Genomic DNA, 25,893 nt, shown 5'->3' with positions numbered 1-25,893 from the left:
GTCAGCCCGGAGCGGCGTCGGGCCGGGCTGCCGTATCGAGCATGGCGATGATCGCCGCCATGCCTTCGCTGGCCACCGGATCGTCGCAGGCATCGACCCCGAGGTAGATGTTGCGCCCCAGGTTGCGCATGCGCCAGGTGACTTCGTTGACGATCTGCTGCATTTCCTCGAGCAAGCCCTGGTCGCAGGCATCCGCACCGGACAGACTGGCCGCATCGAGGATGCCGGTTGAACGCAGGGAGCGGGCAAACCCTTCAAGCAGGTGGAGTGCCCGGCTGACGATCTCGGCCAGGGGATTCGACAAGCGCTTCCCCGCCACCTCCTGCAGGGCGACACCGACCGCTTCGATATGCGCCAGCAGGCGATGCGCACGATCGACGCATTTCGTGTCGGTGCGGGCCTGCGGCGCCACCTTCAGCGTTTGCAGGCCGCGGATCAGCACGTCGGCGGCTTTCCGGTCGAACTCCTTGGGGACGATGCGCAAGGCCAGCGAAACCTGGCTGGCCCCGGAATTCCCCCGGTTGATCAGCGCCGCCGCCGAATCCGCCACCGCCATCCAACCGGCGAGGTCGTGTTGCTCCTTGCGGGTCAGACGCGCCGGGTAACCGCTGCCGTCGTGCCGCTCATGATGCTGGCCAACGCAAGCCAGCACGCCCTGCGGCATCGAGGTCAGGCTACGGATCAACAACTCGCCGACGCGGGGATGAGTCGCCACATGCTTCCATTCCTGCGGCGAAAGATGGCCCTGGCGCGTGATGTAATCGGGATTGACGTAGATTTCGCCAAGATCGTGCAGAATCGAGGCCACCAGCAGGGTGCGGGCTTCCGCGGCGGACGCCTCGAGCTCGGCGGCGATACCGGCACAAAGGGCGGCGACCACCTGGCTGTGCCGGAAGCTGTCGGCCGAAGTATGGCGAACGCAGGTCATCAACAGCATCAAGGGCGGCGGAATGTGCAGATCCTTGCCGTCACGCAGGATTTCCCGCGCCGCCCGGCTGCCGGCAATGCTTTCGAGCGCCGGATTCTGATCCACCAATTCCAGCGCCCCCTGCAGGATTTCGGCGACCGTCAGGCCATCACGTACCGACAGCGAGCTTTCCAGCGGTGCCCTCAGCTTGCGCAGCAACAGGCGATCCTGCATGTCGCGGGAAACCTCGGCGCCCTTGGCCAGTAGCTTGAACCCCTGCTCGTCGTAAATATCCTGTGTCGCGACGATCGAATGTGTCTCGGAAAGGTCGAGCAACTTCGCCACGCAATGCTGGTTTGAACTATAGACCGCCATCGGACTCCGCACCTTGTCGCCACAGGACTTCCCAACGGGGAATGCACACTGTTGCCTGATTTGTCACAGACGGTTTTTACACCCTTTCCAGCAAAATGGCCACCCTTCTAATACCAAGGTCATAGATTGTCGCCAAACGCACCAAGGCCACAGCCTTCATCAGCCCCGCGCAGCCTGGCAAGAATGCGCCCCGGCCCATCAAAAAATACCAAAGGCATCCTTTCCTTCAGCTTGTTTTAAGCCTCAAGGCATAAACTGGCGTCAGTTCCAGATACGGAACCCTTCCCTGCAAATCCTTTTACGGAGTTGAAACATGAACAAACTGATCAGCGCACTCATCGCCACCTTCATCGCCGGCAGCGCCATCGCCGGTCCGACCTGTACCGTTCCCGAAGAAAAGTGGATGAAGGAAGCCGACTTCAAGGCCAAGATCACCGCCCAGGGCTACCAGATCAAGACCTTCAAGGTTTCCAAGGGCAAGTGCTACGAGATCTATGGTTTCGACAAGGATGGCAAGAAGGTCGAGATCTACTACGACCCGAGCACCGGCGCCGAGATGGAACGCAAGTAAGCCTCTTCAGCAATCTGCCGGCTTCCCTGGTGAAGCCGGCAACCCCTTCAGCGAATCCATGAATACACCTACTACCCCCCGCAGCATCCGAGTCTGGGACCGCTTCGTCCGCCTCTTCCACTGGAGCCTGGTCAGTTGCGTCCTGATCAATTACTTTGCCATCGACGACGGCGAAACCGTGCACCAATGGCTCGGCTACTTCGCCAGCGCATTGGTCCTGGCCCGGATCGTCTGGGGGTTCATCGGCAGCAAGCACGCCCGCTTTGCCGATTTCTTCCCGACGCCGGCGCGTCTGCGCAGCCATCTGCAGGCCATGCGAACGGGAAAGGCCGATCCCCATCCGGGACACAACCCCCTGGGCGCGCTGATGATGCTGACCCTGATCGCCATCGTCCTGGGACTGGGCGTCACCGGCTACCTGCAGGGAACGGACATGTTCTGGGGCGAGGAATGGCTGCAGGAACTGCACGAAGTCCTGGCCTCGACACTGATTACCCTCGCCGGCCTGCATGCCCTGGCAGCGATCGTGATGGGCCGCCTCGAGCGCACCAACCTGGTCCTGGCGATGATCACCGGCGTCAAGAAACAAGGCTGAGCCGCTACGCTTTCACGTCAGAACGGATACGGGACGCTCTGGGCAGGCATCCCGTTCTGCCTGCTTCAGAAAACCTTCCGCTTCGGCCGCGACCGGCTCGAAAAGCAAAACGCCCGACCGAGAACTCACGACACAAACAGACAGTTACCCCGCCTCACGCGCACCAGAGCGCAGTCAGGCGCAAGCCGCAGCCAGAACGCTCGATTTCCGAGCCAGGCGTCAGCCTCGGGCGAGCGGCGATACGGGAACAATTCGCCGGCCCGACCGAGTGACAACGCGAACTAGCCTTTGAGTGCGACGACCAGGGCAGCGACCTCGTCCGCAGAATCGGCAAGGATGGCGCTGAGTTCGACGCCATCGACCTGCTGTTCGATGTCCACTGCCATCCCCTGCCGTCCCAGCCCTGAGAGTTCGGCCAACGGGGATTCGATGGGGGTCAGTCGATCGGCGAGCAACAGGGTGTCGCCAAGCGATGCGGCGGGCATGGCCAGATAGCCGCTCCACAGGACCTCCATGGCATTCAGTACGTTTTCCGGAACATCGAGGGCATGCAGCACGAAGCGTCCGACCTGCGCCTCCTTTTCCCCCACCCAGGCGGCCAGGTCTTCCTCCAGCAGACCGGGGAAGGCAGCCGCACGGGAGATCAGGTAGAAACCGCCGATCTCATGGACGATGCCGGCAAAAAAGGCCGTCTCCGGATCCTGGTGGGTGACACGACTGGCAATCACGCGCGACAGCGCAGCGACATGCACCGAGTGTTCCCAGAGGCGCTCGGCCAGCGCCCGGTGCGCCGGTATCCTGACCATGTTCGCCATCTGGCCGATGATGACGGCTGTGGCAAGCGCTCGCAGGGTGTTGAAGCCGAGTCGGGAAACGGCGGCGCGCAGGTCGGCGTTGCGTCTTCCCGAACGCTGGTAGAGCACGGAGTTGGCGATCGAGATAACACGACTGGCAAGCAGGGGCTCGGCGGAAATCAGGCGGATCAGGGACTCGATTGCACAATCGGGATCGTCGAGCTGGCGCTTGACGCTCAGCGCCAGCTCGGCATGGGTGGGAAAAACCATGCCAGTGCGCTCGGCCTCAGCGATGATGGTGCTCAGTGTGCGATCCACATCCACGGCACTTCCTCCTTCAAACGCGGCGAGTTGGTATTGCCGAACAGCTTGGCCTGGCGGGCGCCTGGACGGCAGCCGGCCGCGCCAAGCGGTTCGAGGAGAAGCCGGAGCGGCGCTGCGCCATAACATGCGCCGAGCAGCGTCGAGATACGCGTTCTGCCGCCGCCGAAATGGAATTCGCCGGGGTTGAGGACGACTTCGCGCAGCGGCTCGGGCAGATCCTTCATGGCTTGCGATAGATGGTCGGCGACACGGCCTGGACGCGGTCGGTGATGCCGTTGAGCGTTTCCGAATGGCCGATCACCAGGTAACCGCCGGATTTCAGCCGGGGCAGCAGGTTATGCACGACGCGGGTCTTGGTCGGCGGGTCGAAGTAGATCATCACGTTGCGCAGGAAGATCACCTCGAAATCGCCGATCTCGGCTTCGACCGGCTGCATCAGGTTGATCTGGTAGAAACGCGTGCGCTGGCGCAACTCCGGCGCGATCAGGAAAGTGCCGGCCTGCGAGCGGACGCCGCGCAGGCAGTATTTCTTCATGAAACCGGGCGGAATGCCTTCCGTCCTCGCCAGCGAGTAGTGGCCGCCGGCCGCCTTGGCCAGGACCTGGGTGCTGATGTCGGAGCCGACGATTTCCCAGGCTTTGTCGCCCAGGGCCTCGGCGAGCGCCATGGCCAGCGTGTAGACCTCCTCGCCGCTCGAACAGGCGGCGCTCCACACCCGGAACGGTGCCGCACTGTTGCGCTGTGGCAGGACCCGCTCGCGCAGGAATTCGAAGTGCTTCGGTTCGCGGAAGAAATAGGTTTCATTGGTGGTCAGCAGGTCCACCATGGTCTGCAGTTCTTCCGCATGCTCGCCGCTCGCCAGCATCCGGTAGTACTGGCTGAAGCTGGTGAAGGCGTAGGCCTTCAGGCGCCGCGTCAGGCGGCCGACGAGCAGGGTCTGCTTGGCCTCGCTCAGGCTGATGCCGGCAATCTTGTAGATCAGGCGCTGGAACAGCGCGAATTCCTGATCGGTGATGGGACTGGGTTCGGCCATCAGAACAGCTCGATCTTCTTGTCGGTGGTTTTCGTCTGCTGCACCAGCGTCTCGGCGTAGCTGCGCTCTTCGCGGGCGATCGTCTCGGCCGTCGCCATGTTGGTCACCATGCGCCGGCAGTAGGCGTCGCCGCTGGCCGGCAGGAACAACAGCTTGCGCGACCAGGGGCCGAGGAAATCGGCGGCGAGCAGCGGGATGCCTTCGCGCGCCAGCCACTCCTTGGCGAACTCGGCGTTGCGCTGGCCGATGTTCATCGCCGCCCCCTCGGCATTGATGATGGTGCCGCCGCCGAAGGCCTTGGCCTGCAGGCGGACTTTCTTGGCGCCGCGCAGGAGCAGCGCGTTGAGCAGCGACTCCATGGCGTAGGCGCCGGAGAGCAGGGTGTCGACGTCGTCGTGACTGCCCCGCCGGATGTTCGGCAGCATGAAGTGGTTGAGCCCGCCGACCCGCGCCTGCGGATCGAACAGGCAGACGGCGACGCAGGAGCCGAGCAGCGTGGACAACGGCCGTTCGGGTTCGATCGCCCAGGCGCCGGGGTGGATGACCCGGGCCAGGCGTTCGATCTCCTGGGTGGAAAGCTGGCTGGGGTCCATCGTTCAGGCGGCGCCCAGGTGGCGGTGGCGGCTCAGCCCTCGCCCGCCGCTTCGCCGGCGCCCGCTTCGACCCCGGTCAGCATGGCGATCTCCTCGACCGAGAGCACCCGGGTGATGTCGAGCAGGATGACGAACTTGCCGGCCACCTTGCCCATGCCCTGGATGAACTCGGCGCGGATGCGGGCGCCGAACGACGGCGGCGGCTCGATCTCGCTGCCGGGAATCTCCAGCACCTCGGAAACGGCATCGACGATGACGCCGATATCGTGGCGGCTTTCCTCGTCCGGTACCTCGATGATGACGATGCAGGTGCGGCGTCCGACCTCGGTGACCTTGCCGCCGAAGCGCGCCGCCAGGTCGATGACCGGGACGACGGCGCCGCGCAGGTTGATGACGCCGCGGATGAAGGCCGGCATCATCGGAATCTCGGTGATGCTGCCGAACTCGATGATTTCCTTGACGTTGAGGATGCCGACGCCGAACATCTCGCCGCCGAGCAGGAAGGTCAGGTATTGGGCCGGCGCCGCGCCGCGATTGGCGGCGACGGCCGAGCCCTTGTGGTGCACGACTTGTCCCATGGCGCTTCCTCAGTAACGCTCGAAATCGCCCGCGTTGACCTGCACGGCGTGGCTGCGCGCGGTCGCCGGGCGGCCACCGGCACGAGCTGGCGGGGCAAAGCTGCGGGCGGCGGCGACACCGCTGTCGGCAAGGCGGAAGAAGGTCATCGTCTGCTGCAGTTGTTCGGCTTGCGAACCGAGTTCCTCGGCGGTCGCCGCCAGTTCCTCGGAGGCCGAGGCATTCTGCTGCGTGGCCTGGTTCAACTGGCCCATGGCGCCGTTGATCTGGGCGACCCCCGACGATTGCTCGGCGGAGGCGGCGGCGATTTCCTGGACCAGGTCGGAAGTCTTGCGGATGGTCGGCACCATCTCGGTGAGCAGGGTGCCGGCGCGTTCGGCCTGCTTGACCGACGACGAGGCGAGGTCGCCGATTTCCTGGGCGGCGATCTGCGAGCGTTCGGCCAGCTTGCGCACTTCGGCGGCCACCACCGCGAAGCCCTTGCCGTGATCGCCGGCGCGCGCCGCCTCGATGGCGGCGTTCAAGGCCAGCAGGTTGGTCTGGTAGGCGATGTCGTCGATGATGCCGATCTTGCTGGCGATGCTCTTCATGTCCTCGACCGTCTGGCTCACCGCCGTGCCGCCTTCGGCGGCCTCGGCGGCGGCCTTCGAGGCCATGCCGTCGGTGACCTTGGCGTTCTCGGTGTTCTGCGAGATGGATGCGGTCATCTGCTCCATCGACGACGTGGTTTCCTCGACCGACGCCGCCTGCTCGCTCGACGATTGCGACAGCGACTGGGCGGTGGCCGACACCTGGCCGGCGGCGCTGGTCAGGTTGTCGGCAGCGGTACGCACCTCGCCGATGATCTGTGTCAGCTTGCCGATCATATTCTGCATTGCGTTCAGCAACTGGCCGACTTCGTCCTTGCTGTCGCTTTCCAGCTTGACCGTCAGGTCACCTTCGGCAAGCGCCATCGCCGCCTTGACGGCCTGGTTGATCGGTCGCGTGATGCTGATCGTCACCCACCAGGCGAACAGAACCGCAAGCAGCGCGGCGACCAGCGAAATCACGGTGATCACCGTCTGCGACGAACCGACCAGTTCGACCGCGCTCTTGCCGCTATTGGCCGCCAATACCTCCTGGAAATCGATGAAGGCCTTGGTCGCCTCGATGTATTCGTTGGCGGTACGCGTATAGTCACCGAATAGCATTACGATCGCTTTCTTCTGGTCGTACCTGGGCGAGGAGGTGTCGGCCAGCGCCAGTATTTCGGTCACCGCCGTGCCGTACTGGGCGCGGCTGTTCAGCATCTTGCCCAGCATTTCCTTGCCCTTGTCCGACTTGATCGTCGGCGCCATCTGGTCGAGGATTTCACCGTTACGCTTGCGCGCATTGGCGATGACTTCGAGTTGGGCCTTCTCGACGTTCTTGTCCTCGGCCAGGATCATGTTACGTACCGCCCGTGCCATGATCAGCGTGTTGATCTGTATCTCGTTGGCCTGCTTGACCTTGGGCATGCGGTCATCGACGATGCTTTTCGTCTCGCCGAGGATGTCGGCCATGCGCAACAGGGAAACGCTGGCCAGGGCAACCAGCAAAACGATCGTGATGGCAAAGCCCAGACCAAGTCTGACGCCAATCTTCAGATTCTTGAACATTTGAGTACTCCGTAATTAGTGTTGCGTGAATGCGTTGCAGGAAAGGGGGACCGCCACTGCGTGGCCCCGTTCGGAGAATCGGTTCTGTTCGCCCAGCGTCACGCTCTGCACCAGCGCGGCGACATCGAGGATCAGCGCAACGTCGCCGCTGCCCAGGATGGTCGAGCCGCCGATCCCTCGCAGATGCCGGAACATCGCGCCGAGCGGCTTGATCACCGTCTGGAACTCGCCCATCAACTGGTCGACGACGATGCCGGCGCGCTGCCCGGCGAACTGGACGACGACGATGTTCTCGCGCGGCGGCGCGTTGCCCGGAATCTCGAACAGTTCGCGCAGGCGGATGAAGGGCAGCGCCTCGCCGCGCAGGTTCATGAAGTTGCGGTCGGTCGGCAGGTTCTTCAGTTCGATGCACTCGACGACGGTATCGAGCGGAATCACGTAAGCCGCCTTGTGCACGCCGACCAGGAAGCCGTCGATGATGGCCAGCGTCAGCGGCAGGCGGATGGTGAAGGTCGCCCCCTGCCCGTCGACCGAAGCGACATCGACGGTGCCGCGCAGGGCCTGGATGTTGCGCCGCACGACATCCATGCCGACGCCGCGCCCGGACAGGTTCGACACCTTGTCCACGGTCGAGAAGCCGGGCTCGAAGATCAGGTTGACCACTTCGTGCTCGGACAGCGTCTCGCCGGGCTGGATCAGGCCGCGCTCGATCGCCTTGGCGGTGATCTTTTCCTTGTTCAGACCGCCGCCGTCGTCGGCGATCTCGATGACGATGCTGCCCGAGTCGTGATAGGCGTTGAGCGAGACCCGGCCGCAGGCCGGCTTGCCGCGGGCGAGACGCACGGCCGTCGGCTCGATGCCGTGATCCAGCGAATTGCGCACCAGGTGCATCAGCGGGTCGCCGATCTTCTCGACCACCGTCTTGTCCAGTTCGGTCTCGGCGCCGCTGATCTGCAGTTCGATTTCCTTGTCCAGTTCCTTCGAGACGTCGCGCACGACGCGCTGGAAGCGGTTGAAGGTGTCGCCGATCTGCACCATGCGCAGTTGCAGCGCCGCGTCGCGGATGTTCTCGACGAGCCGTGACAGCACCGAGGTGGTTTCCACCAGCTCGCTTTGCCGGGCCTTCTGCGCCAGCAGGTTGGCCGAAGCACCGGCGATCACCAGCTCGCCGACGAGGTCGATCAACTGGTCGAGCTTGTCGGCCTGAACCCGGACCAGGCGAGCTTCCCTGGCTTTCCTGTCGCTGACCTGCGCCTGCTTGACGACGGCCGCCTCGACGACTTCCTGGCTGATCACCTTGTGGTCGACCAGGATTTCGCCCAGCGGCTGGGTTGGCGCGGATTCGTCCCCGGCGCCGCGTTTCTGGTCGCTCAAGCCGTGCTCAAGCTCGGCCTGGGTCAGCGCACCGCAGCGGACCAGCATTTCGCCCAGGCGCATGCTGTCTTCCGGCAACTCCTGGATATGCCTGAGGTACTCGGAGAGCCGGCTGTTCGGCGGCAGGATGCGCAGCTCGCATTCGTCGCGCACGAAGTCGAAGACGCGCTCGATATCCTCCTTGGAACTGCGGGTCTGCAACTGGACCTCGAAACCGAGGTAGCAGGATTCCGGGTCCATCGCTTCAGCCAGCGGGATGGCGTCGGTAATGGTTACGATGGCGAGGATTTCGCCCAGCGAGCCCAGGTAGCGGATCAAGGACAAGGGATCGACGCCACCGCGCATGACGTTCTCGCCGAAACGCACCGAAACGTGCCAGCTGTCGTTGAGGACGATGCCGCCGCCGGAGCTTTCGACCTCGACCGCCGGGTCGTTGTCGGCGACGGTCAGTTCCGACGCCGCGGCGGGTTCGCCGCCGCCGATGCCGTCGAGGAAATCCTGCAGTTGCCCGCTCAGGGCGTCGCCCTGCGTCTGCAGGTCGCCGGCCGGCCCGGTTTCGCCGGCCGCCAGCACATCGACCAGGCTGACCATATGGTCGCAGCAGCCGAGCAGCAGCGTGGTCAACGCCGGACTGACCGCCAAGGCGCCGTTGCGCAGCGCATCGAGCACATTCTCGACGCGGTGCGTGAATGCCTCGATGAAGTGACATTCGATGACGCCGGCGCCGCCCTTGATCGTATGCGCGGCGCGGAAGATGGCGTTGATGTTGTCCGGATCGTCCGGATTCTGTTCCAGGCGGAGCAGGCAGGATTCCATGTCGGCAAGCTGCTCGCGGCTCTCCTGGACAAAGACGCTGGTGATTTCATCCATGCTCGTTTCCTTTTCTCAGGCGGCTTCGCGGGCCGGAATGACCAGCGGGTCGCCGAACTCGGCGGCCATGTTGCAGAAATCGATCAGCGAACTGACGGCCTGACTGTGGGCGACGATACGCACCCGCTTGCCGGCCCGCTGCGCTTCCTTCTTCAGCAGGACCAGCAGTTGCAGGCCGGCGGCATCCATCTCGGGCACCTGCGACAGGTTCAGTTCAAGTTCGTCGGTTTCCGCCAGGGCGTCGAGCAGCAACGACTTCTGTTCGAGCGCGTGGTAGATGGTCAGGGCCTTGCTGATGACGAAGGGCTGGCTGGCAGACATCATGTCCTCCTAGAACAATTCGATGCGGGAAGCGGCCGCAGCCGTGCCTGCCGCTTCCATCTTCAGCGCGCTCTGATGCGTGGTGCGCTGGCTTTCCATCACATAGCGGCTGTACAAGGCCTCCAGGTGCTTGGCGATCGGCTGGTATTCGAAAGCTGGATCGCCGAAGGCCTGAACACGCTCCGCCAGCAGGGCGGCATGTTCGTCGAGACGCGACAGTGCCTGCATCACCTGCTCGATCTGCTGCCGGCTGACATCCTGGAACTGGACGCTGGCTTGCGCTTCCATGAACATCGCCGCCAGTTGCCGGCTGCTGTCGCGGATTTGCGCCAGAACACCGGCCTCGTGGCGCATCAGTTCCTCGTAGCTATGACCGAGTTCGTTCATCTGGCAGGAGAAGAAATCGAGCAACTCCCTTTCCTGGGCCAGGTTGACGTTGGACAGCTTGTCCTGGAACTGCACTTCGATGTGCTCGGCAACGGCGGCAATTCCCCGGCTGATCTTGACCACGGCGGATTCGGTCTCGCCCGACAGCTTGCGCACCTCGTCGGCGACCACGGCGAAGCCGCGCCCGGCTTCACCGGCGCGGGCCGCCTCGATGGCGGCGTTGAGCGCCAGCAGGTTGGTCTGCCCGGCAACGTGCTTGATCAACTGGACCAGCGATTCGAGCGAACGCGCTTCCTGGACCACCTGCGTCACTCGCAACTGGTCCTGCTCCGATTCCTGGAGGCGCTGCCGGACATAGCCCTCCATGCGTCTGAGAACCTCCTGGTTCTGCTCGATGCGCATCTCGGAATCCTTGGCCAGCTCGGCGCTTTCGCTAGTCGTTTGAGTGACGAAGCGATCGAGCCGGCCAACCACCTCGTCGATCGTCTGCAACTGGCTGACGATGGCAAAGGCGGCACTTTCGGTGTCGTCGATGACGCCCTTCAACTGGCCGCGCACCACTTCGTTGAAGTCGCGCACTTGCAGCAGCTCGCCGGAAACCTCTTCGGCCACCCGGCGAAAGGCCCCTTCCTGGCTGGCCCTTTGCGCCGCCAGATTACCCAGGCCGAGCGACCAGTCACGATAGAAGGCGCGTGACACCAGGTACTGCCCCAGGAAAGCGACGCAGACGATGAAGATCGTGCCCAATGCGTCGGCCACGCTGGCCGGCGCGAAAGCTTGATGGAACACGTCGTGCATGAAGTAGACGGCACCACCGGCGCCCAGCGCCACCATGCCGGCAACCAGCAAGGCGCGTTGCAAGAATTGCGTTTGGTTCATCAGCGGACAACCAGCTTGATGGTATTGAGCAGCTCGTCCGCCGTCGCCGGCTTGACGATCCAGCCGGAAGCCCCGGCCGCCTTTGCTTCCAGCTTGCGCGACTGTTGCGACTCGGTGGTCAGGAACAGGATCGGCACGAACTTGTAGGCCGGCAGCTTGCGCACTTCCTTGATCAGGTCGATGCCGTTCATGCCCGGCATGTTGAGGTCGGTGATCAGGAGATCGATCTTCAGCCCACCTTGCAGCTTGCGCAGCGCCTCTTCGGCATTGGCGGCCTTTTCGGCGGCATAACCGGCCTTGGCGAGAATGCCGGAGATGCTCAACAGGATGGTTGCCGAATCATCGACAAGAAAGATGGTTTTCATTTTGACTGTAACCCCCTACATAAACGCCAGGAAATATCTGATTCATGGAAATCACTGGAAATCGCTCACGCCTTGCATTCCTCACGGACGGTTGTCGGGACGGCATGCTATGGCTGGCGCTTTCCAGAACGCCGGCAATGGCGCTGGATTGCTTCGACCAGAAGCTCGAGATTGAGTGGCTTGGCAACATGCTCGACCATGCCGGCGGCCATGCAGTTATCGCGTTCCTCCGCCAGGGCGTGCGCCGTGATGCCGATGATCGGCAGTTCGGGCGCCATCTCCCGGAGATGCCTTGCCGCCGCATAGCCGTCCATGACCGGCATCATGATGTCCATGAGTACGACATCCCAGACATCGGCGCCGCTCCTGGTCACCGCCTGCACCGCTTCCAGCCCGTTTTCGACGCAGGTCAGACAAACACCTTCGTCAACCAGCATCTCCTGCAGCACCAGACGGTTGATCTCGTTATCCTCGGCCGCCAGGATGCGCACATTGGCGAGCCGCGGTCCCGTCGCAGCCACTTCCGGCAACGCCCTTATCGGCAGTTCGGTCGGCCGCAAGGGAAGCCGGACCTCGAAAACACTGCCGAAGCCGCTGCGGCTGTCCACCCGGATCTCCCCCGCCATGGCTTCGAGCAGACGGTGGCAGATGACGAGACCGAGTCCGGTACCGCCAAAGCGACGGGTGGTCGATGTTTCCGCCTGCTCGAAAGGAGAGAAGAGACGGCCCATCTGTTCCTGGGTCATGCCGATACCGGTGTCGATGACGCGGAACATCAAGCGCTCTTCGACCACACCGGCTTCGAGGACGACGCTTCCCCAGTCGGTGAATTTGATGGCGTTGGAAAGCAGGTTGATGAGGATCTGCAGCATCCGGGTTTCGTCGCCCAGGCAGGCCTCGGGAAGCTTGTCGTCCTTGCGGATGGAAAAACGGATGCCTTTGCCCCGCGCGCGCTCCGCCGTCAGATCGACGGCCCGGTCGATCAGTCGCTGCAGGCAGACCGGATGCGATTCGAGCTGCAATTTGCCGGCTTCGATCTTCGAGAAATCGAGGATGTCGTCGATGATCGCCACCAGCAACTCGCCGGACTCGAGAATCCGGCGGAAGGTCTCCCCGCACTGGCGGTTGGCGCTATTGCGCGCGCCAACCTGGGCAAGCCCGATCACGGCATTCATCGGCGTGCGGATCTCGTGGCTCATGTTGGACAGGAATTCACTTTTCACCTGACTCAGGCGCTCGGCATTCATCCGCGCCTTCTGCAGGTCGGCCGTTCGCTCGGCAACCAGTTCCTCGAGGTGCTCGCGATAGGCCGCCAGTTCCTGTTCGTTCCGGACGCGGTCGCTGACGTCCTGCTTGACGGCGATGTAGTGCCGGATGTTGCCGGCTCCGTCGGGGATCGGCGTGATCGTCTGGAATTCGTGGTAGAGACTGCCGTCCTTGCGTCGGTTGATCAGTTGCCCCTTCCAGACCTGGCCGCTGCTGATCGTCCGCCAGAGGCAGGCATACTCGCCGGGATCCTGCTGACCGCTGCGCAGCAGCTCGCCGGGGCGCCGGCCGAACACTTCGCGCGCCGCGTAGCCGCTCATCTCGAAAAAGGCCGCATTGGCCCATTGAATGGTACCGTCGGCCTCCGTGACGATGATCGCGTTGGCCGCAGCATCCAGCGCCGCCACGCGCAAGCGAAGTTCGCTCTCGATCTGCCGACAGGACGTGACGTCCTGAACGATTACCGTCGACAGATGCTCGGAGCCATTTCCCGCCAACAGTGCCGCCGAGAGCGCAACGTTGATCGGCCGCCCATCGCGGCGCAACATTTGCAGCTCGATTTCGTAAGTCGCCCCGTGCGCGAAGCAACTGAACTTGTCCCGCCCGACCCTGGCGAAGCTTGCGTCGTCCAGATAAAGCTTGCGTGATGATTGATGGAGCAGTTCGTCCGCTGAATAACCTGTCAGCGCGCACAGGGCGGGATTGACCTCGATGAAACGCCGCTCCGCATCCATGACTGCAATGCCGATCGGCGCCGTCCCGAGAATCGCGCGCAGCCGCGCTTCGTTTGACTCGAGAACGGAATTTCCGGACTTCGACAACGACTCCGGAGCGCCCCCCGCGGCCGGATCAAGCAGCATGCCCAGGAATTGCGTTGGAGACTCCGGCAAACGCACCAGGTACAAGTCTCTCCGGCATTCGCCCTTGCCGGGTGTAGACAGGTGGAGGGCCCGCAAGCACGCGCTCCCCAGCTGAGCGGCGATGCGAAGCGCTCCCTCCAGTCGTTCCCGCTCATCCTCCCTGAGCAGATCGGGGAGGAAATCGGTCCGCAACGAACCAAGCCCGGGGTCGAAAAAGCGCCTTGCTTCGACATTGACGCCAGTGATGATGCCGTCGATATCCGTTTCGAAACATGGCAGCGGAAGCTGCTTCAATTGACCGACAAAATTGGCAAACGCTTGCGAACTTGCATTCCGGGCATGCTGCAACTCGTCAATCTGCTTTTCCAGTTCAATCTGGTAGCGACAGAGATGTTCAGCCCAGACAGCAGGATTCTCTCCGCTGCTGATCAACAGTTTCCTTGCCCCGATGAAATCGCCATTGCGCAGCGCAATCCGGGCGCTTTCGGCAACCATTGCCTGCTCCTGCAAACGGGTGTTCGGTTCGATATCCATCGTGATCTATCCCCAACTAGCCAGTTCGTTTGGCCACGACAGGAAAACGAAGGGGCTGGCGATAACCTGATGTCGTATGTCTCTGTTATGCCGAAGATGATATCTATGGGCCCCGGACGCCGATATTCAGGAAAGGCCCTATTTCTTCTACCCGGATGCCGGTAGATGCAGTCCGCAAGAAATCGATTAATCCTGGTCGAAACCGCAACTGATGACGTAACGGGTCAATTCGGCGACGCTGTGCAGGTCGAGTTTGCGCATGATGTTGCGGCGATGCACCTCGACGGTGGACGGCGCGATGTTCATCTGCTCGGCAATCTGGATCGAGGTGCATCCTTTGGCCACCTGTATCAGGACTGCGCGCTCACGAGGGCTGAGTTGGGGTTGCTGCGGAGTGCCGAGCAACGTTGGAAGCGAAGCATTACCGGTCAACAAGGTCGCGGCATCGGGGCACAGATAGTGGCGCCCGCGGCGTACAGCCTCGATGGCGCGCAGGAGCTCATCACTGGCTTCTGCCTTGGTTACGTAAGCGGCAACGCCGGCATCGAACATGTCGAGCACGTAGCGCCGTTCCGCGTAGGTGGACAATGCGATCACCTTTGTCGCAGGCAATGCAGCCCGCAACTGCCGGGCAGCCTTAATGCCATTCATCCCCGGCATGCCGATGTCCATACATACGATATCCGCTCCGGTCTGCTGCGCCAGAGGCAGAACATCATTGCCATTCCCCGCTTCCCCCACAACCACCAGGCGTGGCACGCGCTCGAGCAGCAGACGCAATGCGTCGCGGAACATCCGGTGATCATCGGCAAGGAGAATGCGCTTTGTCATGATGGACTAGTGACGACTGAATTCGCACGAAAACCTCGCCGGAATGCGATTAGAGCAAGCTCGTGGCACCCTCCGGAGAGATAAGGGCAAAAATCTCCAAGGAGGAATTCTTACTACACCGTACCGCACTGTCTCATTTGCCAATTGCGCCATGTCTCATCGGCGCTTCCCCTGTAGCCGGCGTTCCCTTTGCCTCGCCCCGTCTCCGTCAGTCTTGCTGACGGCATGCAAATACAAAATTCAACAAATAACCGGTTTTATTTATAGTGCAACGGATAATATCGATTGACCACAGCATGCGGTATCCCAGAAAACCCCTAGCCGCGCTACCTGTTTACCTGTATTCGGCACCAAGGCAGCAGGATCGGGATAGGTCACATTGCCCCAAATATCTGAGTCCCTGGCGCCGTGAGCCTCGCTCGTCTCACCGGAAACGCCCGGGGGCGGTGCTGGCCTGTGTCAGTTCTTTGCCGGACTGGAGGGAATCCGGACACGAATGCTTGTGCCGTGCCCCACATCGGACTCGAAAGCGAAGCTGCCGCCTGCAAACTCTGCCATTTCCTTCATATTGATCAGCCCCAGCCCGCTACCGAAGGATGGCCCGCCGAGCCGCCCTGCATCAAACCCGCGCCCGTCGTCACTGAGAGTCAAGTCCAGGGAACAATGCCCCGGTGCGATTTCAACCTCGACCTTTGTGGCTTGTGCATGCTTGGCGACGTTGGTCAGAGCTTCCTGGAAGATGCGGAACAACACCGACTCCAGTTCCGATGTCAGTTGCGGCAACTGCGCCGACGAATGGATGCTGACTGCGATGCCGGTGCGGCGCCGGAAATGCTGCGCATAGCTTTCGATGGCAGAAAGAAGGCCAGCGTAATCAAGCAGCGACGGACGTAGCTCGGCACTGATCTCGCGAATGCTGGCAACGGTGTCTTCAATCAGGGCACGGGTGTCTTCCAGGCGCTCGGTGATCTCGTCGTTGCCTCTCGAAAACAAGGTTTCAGCCAGGAGTCCGATGTTGATCGAGACGGCCGCGAGATTCGGACTTGTCCGGTCATGCAGGTCGGCGGCCAGGCGGCGGCGCATTTCTTCCTGGGCGGCCAGCAGACGTCGCGACAGGGATTCGATTCTCCGAGCCTGATCGCGCAACATTTCCTCGTCCCGCTTGCGGGCCGTGACGTCTCGCAGCACACCGACAAACTGGCTGATCCGCCCATCGGCATCGAAGACCGGGGTGATCGAAAGTTCATTCCAGAATGCTGTTCCGTTCTTGCGATAGTTCAGGAGTTCACCATGAAATGGCTGCCTGGTCTGTAGGGCGATACGGATTGCCGTCCGACTGTTGGCGTCGCTGTCCGGCCCCTGCAGAAAACTGCAGTTCCGGCCTAGAATTTCGACCATCGAGTAGCCGGTGATTGCCTCGAAAGCGCTGTTCGCATAAGTGACACGCTGCTCCGCGTCGGTAATCAACACCCCCTGCGAAATCGCCGACAAGGCGTTGTCCCGTAGGCGAAGAAGGTGCAGTTGATCATGCAACAGTTGCTCCGCCTCCTTGCGCCGAGTGACGTCAAGGTGAGTACCGACGACGCGCAGCGGACGCTGCGCGGAATCCCGCTCGACCACCTTGCCGCGGCCCAGAATCCAGACCCAGTGACCGTCGCGATGACGCAGGCGGTACTCGTTTTCGAAAGCCCCGGAATCGGCGGCTAACTGACGCTTCAGCTCCAGTTTGAACGCATCGATGTCATCTGGATGCAAGCGGCTTTCCCAGATCTGGACCTGCTGCGCCACCTGCCCCGCTGGTTCGCCGAGCATGGCAGCCCAACGGGCGTCGACCTTGATCCGACCGCTTGGCAGGTGCCAATCCCACATCCCCAGATCGGCGCCGGCCAGTGCCAGTTCGAGGCGTTGCCGGTTCTCTTCCTGCTCACTTTCCCGGCGTTTGCGCGCGGTGATATCGCGAAACTGGTTGATGCTGCGCAATTCCCCCTTGCTGTCCACGAAAAGAGTCGAAATGACTTCGGCCGGAAAATGCCGTCCACTACCGTGGATGCAGGTCAGTTCGCCACGCACCTGGCGGGTACGTAGACGTTCGACGAGGCCGTCGCGCAAGCGCTGATCGTTCATATCGACAATCCCGGCGCGCCCCAGCTTGCGCAACTCTTCTTCACTTAGCCCAAGCAAGTTATGAGCAGCAGGGTTGGCGGTCTCGATGCGGCCATCCGGCCAAGCGAAGATGATTGCTTCACCGGTGTTTTCAAAGATGAGCCGGAAGCGTTCCTCACTCTCCCTGAGCCTTCTCTCATTTTCCTTGCGCACCGTAATGTCGAGATGCGTGCCCACTGCACGCAGGGGGCGCCCATTGGCATCCCATTCGAGCACCTTGCCGTGATCGAGTATCCAGATCCACTGACCGTCGCGATGCCGAACCCGATGCTCCGATTCGTAGGCTGGCGTCTTGCGGCGAAGATGCGCGATCCAGGCGGCTTTGGTCCTGCCCCTGTCCTCCGGATGCAGGCGACTGCGCCAGCTTTCTATGTGTGGCGGCAGCAACTCCGGCGACTCTCCCAGCATTGAGGCCCAGCGCTCGTTGAAGAGGACCCGGCCGCTCGGAATATGCCAGTCCCACATGCCGAGATCCCCACCGGCCAGCGCCAGCTCCAGGCGCTCACGATCCTTTTCCCGCTGGACTTCAATTTGCTTGCGTTCACTGATATCACGGGCGAAGCCGACGCAACCGAGCAACTCGCCGTTTGCATCCAGAACCGGTGCCTTGTAGGTCTCAAACCACAAACGCTGACCACGTGTGAATATCTCCTCCTCGACGATCAGCTTTTGTCGCGACATGAGCACTTGCCGGTCGATGGCGCGATAAGCCTCGGCCAATTCATACGGCGCAATATCGAAATCGCTCTTGCCGATCAGGGCTTCCGCCTCAGCGACACCAAAGGTTGCCGCGAACGCTTCATTGACGGCAAGAAACCGGCTTTCCGTGTCTTTCAACCAGGCAGGAAAAGGCAGGTTGTCGAACGCGGCACGAAAGTGTGCCTGAGGGAGGGGCTGACATTCCGATTGCACGGGCGTGATCATTTTTGGACTTCCCAGCGATGCAGCCAAAGTGGCATGCCTGGCTGGAAACCATTTGCATATTTCATCGGTGCCCCCCCTAACAATCGGCAGCAGTATTTCGGCTTTGCCGTAGAGGGTCAAGCTGTCATGCGACGAGCTACCGAATCGCTGCTTCCCGACTCGTAATTATGCCGATGTGCTCAACAATGGGCACTGCTGACACCTGGCACTTCGATCCGCTGATTTGCCTCCAGCCGACGCTGGATATGTAGGAGGAATTGCAGACTGGCGGTTCCCCTGACGCAACCGGATTTGGCAGCGACGGCACCATTGATCCGAACTCAGCGCAGTTGCGCTTGCTCGCGGAGCACTGCGGAGGGCTCTAACCGGCGCCCCCCACCGACCGACCAAGAAGCTGGCTGAGCTGATTTTCCGGACGTAGCAGGCAATGATCGACGGCCACGCCTACCTGTCACTTCGCCTTGATCCGTTGATTGACCTGATGCCGGACGATCTTTTCCCCGGGCACCCGGGCACTTGTCGGAACAGCGAGAGGAAGGTGATCGCGCGGCCGGCACCGGGGCGCACGAAAACCTTGCCCGCCGACCAACTCGCGCCGGCAGGAAGCGCCTTCAACGGCGCCGGAAAGCAAAAGCCCCAGTCAGTGACCGGGGCTAAATGCAGAAATCTTTTGGTGGCCAAGGGCGGAATCGAACCACCGACACGCGGATTTTCAATCCGCTGCTCTACCAACTGAGCTACTTGGCCAAAGGAGGCCGCATTATAGCGACGCCCCCCGCCTTGTGCAAGAGGATTCTCGCCGATTTGCCGCTCCACTCACGGACCGATCGGCGGCGACTGGCGGTAGAGCTCGGCATAATCTTCCGGCGGCGGCCGCGGCGGTAGCGGCGGGTGCCAGGCGCTGAAGACGACCCGGGCGACCGCCCCCTTGCCCCGGGGATTCGGCCGCAACATGGCGCGCGCCCCGTGCTGGCTGGCGATTTCCTGGACGATGGCCAGCCCGAGGCCGCTCCCTTCGGTGGTCGCGTCATCGACCCGGTAGAAGCGCTCGAAGACCAGTTCGGCCTGCTCTTCCGAAATACCGATCCCGTCGTCCTCGATTTCCAGCAGCACGCTGACCTCGGTGACGATGGTGCGACAAGTGACGTGACCGCCGGCCGGCGTGTAGCGCAAGGCGTTGTCGATCAGGTTCTTGATCAGTTCGCGCAACATGAACTCGTTGCCCGAAATCATCGCCGGACCGGGCGACTCGAACCCGAGATCGATACCTTTTTCGAGGGCGACGATCACCCAGTCCTCGACCACCTCGCGCAGCAACTGCGTCAGGTCGGTTGGCGCATGCTGCTGCTGGCTCAGCTCACCGCCCTCGGTACGAGCCAGCGTCAGCAACTGGTTGACCAGGCGGCCGGCGCGGTCGACGCCGGTGGCGATCTGGCGCAAAGCGTGCCGCAAGGCGGCCGGATCGGTTTCGCGGGCGGCAAACTGGGCCTGCGTCTTGAGGCCGGTGAGCGGCGTGCGCATCTGGTGCGCAGCATCGGCGACGAAACGCTGCTGCGCTTCGACGTTGCGCTTCATGCGTTCGAGCATCTCGTTGAAGGCCTCGACCAGCGGCTCCAGTTCCTCTGGAACCCGGCGCGTGGCGATCGGCGAGAGATCGCCGGGATCGCGGTCCTCGATCGTGTGGCGCAGCCGGGTCAGCGGTCGCAGACCGCGCGACAGGCCAAACCAGACCAGCATGACGGCGAGCGGGATGATGATGAACTGCGGCAGGATGACGCTGGCGACGATGCGGTTGGCAAGCTGGGTACGCTTCTCGGTGGTCTCGGCAACCTCGACCAGCAGCCAGTGCTTGTCCGGCCGTTGCGGATCGAGCAGGTAGGAATAGGCGATGCGCAGTTCCTGGCCGTTGAACTCGAGGTCGCGGAAATAGACTTCGCCGGGCACCAGGTTGCCCTTGCCGGTCCCTTCCGGAATCGGCAGTTCGCGGTCGCCGACCAGCAGCTTGCGGTTCTCGTCGACGACGTGGAAATAGACACTGTCGATCTCGTCGGCACGCAGCAGCGCCCGGGTCGAGGCGTGCAGCGCGACCACCGGCTTGTCGTCGACGTACTGCACCTGGCGACTGAGCGTGGCAACCAGTTCGCGCAGCGACTGGTCATACGGAAAATTGGCGACGTTGTTGGCGAAGTAATGCGTGAAGGCGATGCTCAGCGGCCAGACGAAGAGCAGCGGCGCCAGCATCCAGTCGAGAATCTCGCCGAACAGCGAGCGCTCGGCCTCCGGCGAGGGCGTGCCGGCCCGCCCGGCGTCATTCGCCTTGCGGTCGCTCAAGACAGTAACCCAGGCCGCGAACAGTGGCGATCTTGACCCCGCCGGACTCCAGCTTCTTGCGCAGGCGGTGGACGTACACCTCGATCGCGTTGTGGCTGACTTCTTCGCCCCAGCCGCACAGGTGATCGACCAGTTGATCCTTGCTGACCAGGCGCCCCATCCGGCTGAGCAAGACCTCGAGCAGGCCGATCTCGCGCGCCGAGAGTTCGAGCGGCACACCGTCGATCTGCGCCACCCGGCCAACCTGGTCGAAGCTCAGCGCACCGCACAGGATGGTCGGCGCCGTCCCCGACGAACGCCGGGTCAGCGCCCGGACACGGGCTTCCAGCTCGGCCAGCTCGAACGGCTTGACCATGTAGTCGTCGGCGCCCAGATCGAGCCCCTTGACCCGGTCGTGCGTGCCGTCAAGCGCGGTCAGGATCAGGACCGGCAGTTGCGAATTGCGCGCCCGCAGGCGCTTCAGCACTTCGAGACCGGAAAGCTTGGGCAGGCCGAGGTCGAGGATCAGCAGATCGTAGGAAACCGTGAGCAAGGCGGTATCTGCGTCATGCCCGTTGGCCGCCCAATCGACCGCATAACCGGCCTGACGCAACGAACGGCAGAGTCCGTCGGCGATGATCGTATCGTCCTCGGCAATCAGGATACGCATGATGCAGCCCCCCTGGCGACGTAAGCATTTTGTAAGCGAATTGTAGTAACCTGCACGGGCTGTTCTCCTTTTATGGTCTCGGAGCTTCAGGTTCATCCTGGGCTCAGGGGGTAGGCCCGACCTGCACTGGGCAACCCCCTACCTTCTTTTTCCCGGAACTCGTCAAGTCTAACAAAGAAAACGCATCGGCGTTTTCCGGGGACTCGCTCGGCTCAGTGCGAGCGGGCCGCCGACGCACCAATGCCGGTTTCCGAGCGGATCAGTTGATCCGGGAACAAGGCGCGTTCGCGCGCCGCCTGCGGCGAACGGTCGAACTGCGAAATCAGCCAGATCGCCAGGAAGGCCAGCGGCATCGAGACGATCGCCGGCGACGCATACGGAAACGGCGCCGAACCGACTGGATGACGCAGCACGCTCTCCCAGACCACCGGCGACAGCACGGTCAGCACCACCGCGCTGAAGAGCCCGAGAAAACCGCCGACGGTAGCACCGCGCGTCGTGCAGTCTTTCCACAGCACCGCCATCGCCAGCACCGGAAAATTCACCGAACAGGCGACCGAGAACGCCAGCATCACGATATAGGCGACGTTCTGCCGCCCGAAAACGATGCCCAGCAACACGGCAACGACGCCGAGCACGAAGGTGGACAGCTTGGACACCCGCCGCTCCTGTTCCGAGCTCACCGCCCCCTTGCGCAGCACCGTCGCGTACAGGTCGTGCGATACCGCCGAGGCGCCGGACAAGGTCAGGCCGGCGACGACGGCGAGGATGGTGGTGAAGGCGACGGCGGCGATGAAGCCGAGAAAGAGGTCGCCGCCCAGCACGCCGGCCAGGTGGATGGCGGCCATGTTGGCGCCGCCCAGCAGGCCGCCGGAAACCCGGCCGCCGACGAAATGCTGCCCCGGATGACCGATCAACGCGACGATGGCGCCGAAGCCGATGATGAAGGTGAGGACGTAGAAATAGCCGATCCACATCGTCGCCCAGGCCACCGACTTGCGCGCCTCGCGGGCGTCGGCGACGGTGAAGAAGCGCATCAGGATGTGCGGCAGGCCGGCGGTGCCGAACATCAGCGCCATGCCGACGGAAAGCGCCGACACCGGGTCCTTGATCAAACCGCCGGGCGCCATCAGCGCATCCTTCAGGCGATGCAGGTCGGTCGCCCGGGAAAACAGCGCGTCCGGATTGAAATCGGCGCGGTAGAGGACAAGCAGCGCCAGCAGCGTGGTACCAACGAGCAGCAGGACCGCCTTGTTGATCAGCACCCAGGTGGTCGAGATCATGCCGCCGAACAGCACGTAAAGCGTCATCAGGGCGCCGACCAGGACCACCGCGTAGGTATATTCCAGCCCGAACAGCACCTTGACCAGCTGCCCGGCGCCGACCATCTGGGCGATCAGGTAGAACAGCACGACCACCAGCGACCCGACCGCCGCCAGGCTGCGCACCGGTTTCTGCGCGAAGCGGTAGGCGGCGACATCGGCGAAGGTGAATTTGCCGAGGTTGCGCAAGCGTTCGGCCATCAGGAAGGTCACCACCGGCCAGCCGACGAGCCAGCCGACGGAGAAGACCAGGCCGTCGAAACCGCTGGCGAAAACCAGCCCGGAAATGCCGAGGAAGGACGCCGCCGACATGTAATCGCCGGCGATCGCCAGGCCGTTCTGGAAGCCCGAGATGCCGCCGCCCGGCGTATAGAGGTTGGCCGAGGCCCGACTGCGCGCCGTCGCCAGCCGGGTCATCCACAAGGTCAGGCCGACGACGACGAAGAAGGTGCTGATCGCCGACCAGTTGGTCGTCTGCCGCAGACCGATGTCGATCGACGGCATGGCAACGGCAGCGCCGGCCAGCACGAGGCTGGCCACGGCCAGCACCAGGAAGCGGAGGCCCGGCGTCATTTCAACGCCTGGCGCCGGATTTCCAGCGCCTCCGGGTCGAACTCCCGATTGGCCCGGCGCACGTAGAGCACGGTCACCAGCACGGTCAGGGCGATCACGCCGAGGCCGAAGAGGATGCCGACGTTGGCCGTCATGCCGCGTGCCAGCGGCCGGGCGATCCAGTCCGGCTGAAAGGCGACGCCCAGGATGAAGGCGAAGTAGGCGAGCATGATCAAACCCGCCAGAGAAAAGGCATAACGATTGCGTCGCCTGAGCAGCGACCGGAAACGCGGGTTCTCCCGAACCAGCGCACAACTCGCGGCATGCTTTTGCATCGAAACCTCCCCGACCCCCCGGCCTGCTAAAGCGAAGGGCGCAAGAATAGCGCATTACGGGTTTTGTTGCGACGCCGCAAAAGCGGCCGTCGAGCCGCCTCCGGCGCCCCACCCGTGGCCGCCAGAAAACGCCGATGGCGGCCCGCAGCGAGGCCTTGCAAGCCACCGAAACGCTTCAGCGGGATGGCTCACAGCCGCGGAAAGCGGCAAAAAAAACACCCGGCCGCAGCCGGGTGTTCTGTACTTCCTTGAGCGACGCTCAGGCGGACATGTATTACATGCCCATGCCCATACCGCCCATGCCGCCCATGCCACCCATGTCGGGCATGCCGCCGGCCGGCTTGTCTTCGGCCAGTTCGGCAACCATGCACTCGGTGGTGAGCATCAGGCCGGCCACGGAGGCGGCGTTCTGCAGCGCGGTGCGGGTCACCTTGGTCGGGTCGAGGACGCCCATTTCGACCATGTCGCCGTACTCGCCGGAAGCGGCGTTGTAACCGTAGTTACCCTTGCCGCGAACGACCTTGTCGACCACCACGGACGGCTCGTCGCCGGCGTTGGCGACGATTTCGCGCAACGGGGCTTCGATCGCCTTGAGGATCAGCTTGATGCCGGCGTCCTGGTCGTGGTTTTCACCCTTCAGGGTCTTGACCGCGGCACGGGCACGCAGCAGCGCGACGCCGCCGCCGGGAACGATGCCTTCTTCAACGGCGGCACGGGTGGCGTGCAGCGCATCTTCGACACGGGCCTTCTTTTCCTTCATTTCGACTTCGGTGGCGGCACCGACCTTGATCACGGCAACGCCGCCGGCCAGCTTGGCAACACGTTCCTGCAGCTTTTCGCGGTCGTAATCGGAAGTGGCTTCCTCGATCTGCACGCGGATCTGCTTGACGCGGGCTTCGATCGAAGCAGCATCGCCGGCACCGTCGATCAGGGTGGTGTTTTCCTTGGCGATTTCAACGCGCTTGGCTTGACCCAGATCCTTCAGGGTGGCCTTTTCCAGGGACAGACCGGTCTCTTCGGAGATGACGGTACCGCCGGTCAGGATGGCGATGTCTTCGAGCATGGCCTTGCGCCGGTCGCCGAAGCCCGGAGCCTTGACGGCGACGGTCTTCAGGATGCCGCGGATGTTGTTCACCACCAGGGTGGCCAGCGCTTCGCCATCGACGTCTTCGGCGATGATCAGCAGCGGGCGGGAAGCCTTGGCAACTTGTTCCAGCACCGGCAGCAGGTCGCGGATGTTGGAGATCTTCTTGTCGAAGAGCAGGACGAACGGGTTGTCGAGCAGGGCGATCTGCTTGTCCTGGTTGTTGATGAAGTACGGCGACAGGTAGCCGCGGTCGAACTGCATGCCTTCGACGACGTCGAGTTCGTTGGCCAGGGACTTGCCGTCTTCAACGGTGATGACGCCTTCCTTGCCGACCTTTTCCATCGCGTTGGCGATGATTTCGCCGATGTCGGCGTCGGAGTTGGCGGAGATCGAACCGACCTGGGCGATTTCCTTGGTCGTCGTGCACGGCTTGGAGATCTGCTTCAGTTCTTCGATGGTGGCGGCGACGGCCTTGTCGATGCCGCGCTTCAGATCCATCGGATTCATGCCGGCGGCAACGTACTTCATGCCTTCGCGGACGATCGCCTGGGCCAGCACGGTGGCGGTGGTGGTGCCGTCACCGGCGATGTCGGAGGTCTTGGAAGCGACTTCCTTGACCATCTGGGCGCCCATGTTGGCGAACTTGTCCTTCAGTTCGATTTCCTTGGCCACGGAAACGCCGTCCTTGGTGACCGTCGGGCCGCCGAAGGAACGTTCCAGAACCACATTGCGGCCCTTCGGACCGAGCGTCACCTTGACCGCGTCGGCCAGGATGTTGATGCCATCGACCATGCGGGCGCGGGCGGAATCACCGAATTTGACTTCTTTGGCTGCCATTTATCTAGCTCCTGAAAATTGTTCTGTAGAGAGAGTCGAGCGCAGGATTACTTCTGCAGCACGCCCATGATGTCTTCTTCGCGCATGACCAGGACTTCCTGACCATCGACCTTGACCGCCTGGCCGGCGTACTTGCCGAACAGCACGCGGTCGCCGACCTTGACGTCGGGAACGAGGTACTTGCCGGCGTCGTCGCGCTTGCCCGGACCGACAGCCAGCACTTCGCCCTGATCCGGCTTCTCGCCGGCGGAATCGGGGATGACGATACCGGAAGCGGTGGTGCGCTCGGCTTCGACGCGCTTGACGATCACGCGGTCATGCAGGGGACGGATGTTCATAGATATCACTCCTGAAATATTGTTCTTGGAACGGGAAATTGGCCGGACGCAACAATTGCGGACCCGGGACCGGCGCGTGCCGCTGTTAGCACTCCTCGCTGGCGAGTGCTAATAATAGGGACGCACTGCCGGCATTTCAAGAGTCCGACAGATTTTTTGTTGTCGCTGATCGCTCACCGGAAAGACAAAGGAGCCCAGCGCTCAAGCGCTGAGCCCCCGCCCGGAAAGACCCCGCTTCCTGCCGACGCCAGCCGATCTTGCCG

At 62.8% G+C, this 25,893-nt stretch carries 22 protein-coding genes and 1 tRNA gene; 2 read left to right on the top strand and 21 right to left on the bottom strand.

Translation table 11 applies throughout. The features are described 5' to 3' along the window. Position 1: 1 nt before the first annotated feature. The gene (locus tag AC0KWY_RS16885) at positions 2-1,252 is read right to left on the bottom strand and encodes an HD-GYP domain-containing protein (RefSeq protein WP_474026634.1); all 1,251 of its coding nucleotides are present in this window, start codon (positions 1,250-1,252) and stop codon (positions 2-4) included. Between the two features lie 343 nt (positions 1,253-1,595). On the opposite strand from AC0KWY_RS16885, the gene AC0KWY_RS16880 reads away from it, so the two are divergent. Next, a complete protein-coding gene (locus tag AC0KWY_RS16880; protein WP_474026633.1) occupies positions 1,596-1,853 on the top strand; it encodes a PepSY domain-containing protein in 258 nt (85 codons plus the stop codon). A 58-nt stretch (positions 1,854-1,911) separates the two neighbouring features. Continuing rightward, positions 1,912-2,448 carry a cytochrome b/b6 domain-containing protein gene (locus AC0KWY_RS16875; RefSeq protein ID WP_474026632.1) on the top strand — a complete coding sequence of 179 codons (537 nt, stop codon included), beginning with the start codon at positions 1,912-1,914 and terminating at the stop codon, positions 2,446-2,448. 281 nt (positions 2,449-2,729) lie between these two features. Here AC0KWY_RS16875 and AC0KWY_RS16870 read toward each other — a convergent pair whose 3' ends face one another. From AC0KWY_RS16870 to AC0KWY_RS16775, 20 genes are all read right to left on the bottom strand, one after another. Then, entirely contained in the window at positions 2,730-3,566 is an 837-nt protein-coding gene (locus AC0KWY_RS16870) for an HDOD domain-containing protein (protein WP_474026631.1), read from the bottom strand. Next, positions 3,545-3,790 (bottom strand): hypothetical protein, encoded by a 246-nt coding sequence (locus tag AC0KWY_RS16865; RefSeq protein ID WP_474026630.1) that lies wholly within the window; start codon positions 3,788-3,790, stop codon positions 3,545-3,547. Before AC0KWY_RS16865 ends, AC0KWY_RS16870 begins: the two co-directional genes overlap by 22 nt. Next, a complete protein-coding gene (locus AC0KWY_RS16860; protein ID WP_474026629.1) occupies positions 3,787-4,599 on the bottom strand; it encodes a CheR family methyltransferase in 813 nt (270 codons plus the stop codon). Before AC0KWY_RS16860 ends, AC0KWY_RS16865 begins: the two co-directional genes overlap by 4 nt. Then, positions 4,599-5,192: a chemotaxis protein CheD gene (locus AC0KWY_RS16855; protein ID WP_474026628.1), complete on the bottom strand. Its 594-nt coding sequence runs from the start codon at positions 5,190-5,192 to the stop codon at positions 4,599-4,601. Before AC0KWY_RS16855 ends, AC0KWY_RS16860 begins: the two co-directional genes overlap by 1 nt. Positions 5,193-5,224: 32 nt before the next feature. Further along, on the bottom strand, positions 5,225-5,770 hold the full coding sequence (locus AC0KWY_RS16850; protein ID WP_474025690.1) for a chemotaxis protein CheW: 546 nt from the start codon (positions 5,768-5,770) through the stop codon (positions 5,225-5,227). Positions 5,771-5,779: 9 nt separating this feature from the next. Continuing rightward, positions 5,780-7,405: a methyl-accepting chemotaxis protein gene (locus AC0KWY_RS16845; RefSeq protein ID WP_474026627.1), complete on the bottom strand. Its 1,626-nt coding sequence runs from the start codon at positions 7,403-7,405 to the stop codon at positions 5,780-5,782. Positions 7,406-7,420: 15 nt separating this feature from the next. Continuing rightward, positions 7,421-9,649, bottom strand: a complete 2,229-nt coding sequence (locus tag AC0KWY_RS16840; RefSeq protein WP_474026626.1) for a chemotaxis protein CheA — start codon at positions 9,647-9,649, stop codon at positions 7,421-7,423. A gap of 15 nt (positions 9,650-9,664) precedes the next feature. Further along, complete coding sequence (locus tag AC0KWY_RS16835; protein WP_474026625.1) at positions 9,665-9,970, bottom strand: STAS domain-containing protein; 306 nt, start codon at positions 9,968-9,970, stop codon at positions 9,665-9,667. A 9-nt stretch (positions 9,971-9,979) separates the two neighbouring features. Beyond that, a complete protein-coding gene (locus tag AC0KWY_RS16830) occupies positions 9,980-11,236 on the bottom strand; it encodes a methyl-accepting chemotaxis protein (RefSeq protein WP_474026624.1) in 1,257 nt (418 codons plus the stop codon). After that, complete coding sequence (locus AC0KWY_RS16825; RefSeq protein ID WP_474026623.1) at positions 11,236-11,601, bottom strand: response regulator; 366 nt, start codon at positions 11,599-11,601, stop codon at positions 11,236-11,238. Before AC0KWY_RS16825 ends, AC0KWY_RS16830 begins: the two co-directional genes overlap by 1 nt. A gap of 107 nt (positions 11,602-11,708) precedes the next feature. Further along, complete coding sequence (locus tag AC0KWY_RS16820; RefSeq protein ID WP_474026622.1) at positions 11,709-14,261, bottom strand: PAS domain S-box protein; 2,553 nt, start codon at positions 14,259-14,261, stop codon at positions 11,709-11,711. Between the two features lie 186 nt (positions 14,262-14,447). Then, a complete protein-coding gene (locus AC0KWY_RS16815) occupies positions 14,448-15,092 on the bottom strand; it encodes a response regulator (RefSeq protein WP_474026621.1) in 645 nt (214 codons plus the stop codon). A 459-nt stretch (positions 15,093-15,551) separates the two neighbouring features. Continuing rightward, a complete protein-coding gene (locus tag AC0KWY_RS16810) occupies positions 15,552-18,299 on the bottom strand; it encodes a PAS domain-containing sensor histidine kinase (protein ID WP_474026620.1) in 2,748 nt (915 codons plus the stop codon). 551 nt (positions 18,300-18,850) lie between these two features. Beyond that, positions 18,851-18,926: transfer RNA gene (locus tag AC0KWY_RS16805), tRNA-Phe, on the bottom strand. Between the two features lie 69 nt (positions 18,927-18,995). Beyond that, a complete protein-coding gene (locus AC0KWY_RS16800; protein ID WP_474026619.1) occupies positions 18,996-20,510 on the bottom strand; it encodes a sensor histidine kinase N-terminal domain-containing protein in 1,515 nt (504 codons plus the stop codon). Beyond that, the gene (locus AC0KWY_RS16795) at positions 20,488-21,159 is read right to left on the bottom strand and encodes a response regulator transcription factor (protein ID WP_474026618.1); all 672 of its coding nucleotides are present in this window, start codon (positions 21,157-21,159) and stop codon (positions 20,488-20,490) included. Before AC0KWY_RS16795 ends, AC0KWY_RS16800 begins: the two co-directional genes overlap by 23 nt. A gap of 212 nt (positions 21,160-21,371) precedes the next feature. Further along, the gene (gene actP / locus AC0KWY_RS16790) at positions 21,372-23,054 is read right to left on the bottom strand and encodes a cation/acetate symporter ActP (protein WP_474026617.1); all 1,683 of its coding nucleotides are present in this window, start codon (positions 23,052-23,054) and stop codon (positions 21,372-21,374) included. Further along, positions 23,051-23,368, bottom strand: coding sequence for a DUF485 domain-containing protein (locus AC0KWY_RS16785; protein WP_474026616.1), 318 nt, complete (start codon positions 23,366-23,368; stop codon positions 23,051-23,053). The genes actP and AC0KWY_RS16785 overlap by 4 nt, the downstream gene beginning before the upstream one ends. A gap of 274 nt (positions 23,369-23,642) precedes the next feature. Beyond that, positions 23,643-25,292: a chaperonin GroEL gene (groL, locus tag AC0KWY_RS16780; RefSeq protein WP_474026615.1), complete on the bottom strand. Its 1,650-nt coding sequence runs from the start codon at positions 25,290-25,292 to the stop codon at positions 23,643-23,645. A gap of 47 nt (positions 25,293-25,339) precedes the next feature. After that, positions 25,340-25,630, bottom strand: a complete 291-nt coding sequence (locus AC0KWY_RS16775; RefSeq protein WP_234087000.1) for a co-chaperone GroES — start codon at positions 25,628-25,630, stop codon at positions 25,340-25,342. Between the last annotated feature and the right edge of the window lie 263 nt (positions 25,631-25,893).

The sequence above is a fragment of the Azonexus sp. MM2026_4 genome, from assembly GCF_055901855.1.
This window is presented reverse-complemented; position numbering and strand designations above follow the sequence as displayed.